Source organism: Vallitalea sediminicola, assembly GCF_054408565.1.
Map to the genome: position 1 here is coordinate 1 of NZ_BTPT01000221.1, position 236 is coordinate 236.

At 29.7% G+C, this 236-nt stretch carries 1 pseudogene; it reads right to left on the reverse strand.

Features of this window, described 5'->3' with window-relative positions:
* Nucleotides 1-236: pseudogene (locus ACX6CF_RS26495) on the reverse strand (methyl-accepting chemotaxis protein); the annotation flags it as partial.

Genomic DNA, 236 nt, shown 5'->3' on the forward strand with positions numbered 1-236 from the left:
AAACGCTGCAATAGAGGCAGCAAGAGCTAATAGGTTAGTTTGGTCTGCAATACTACTAATCATCTGGCTGGCTTGATATATCTTTCCAGCACTTTCATCAGTTTCTTTTATTAAACTATCTATTTCTTTAGTAGCTTTATTATTCATATCAGTTATTTCAACTAGATCTTTAATGTTTTTAATTCCTTGTTTCTTAAGTTGTAGCACTTCATCAGTAAATTTATTTAATTCTTTTA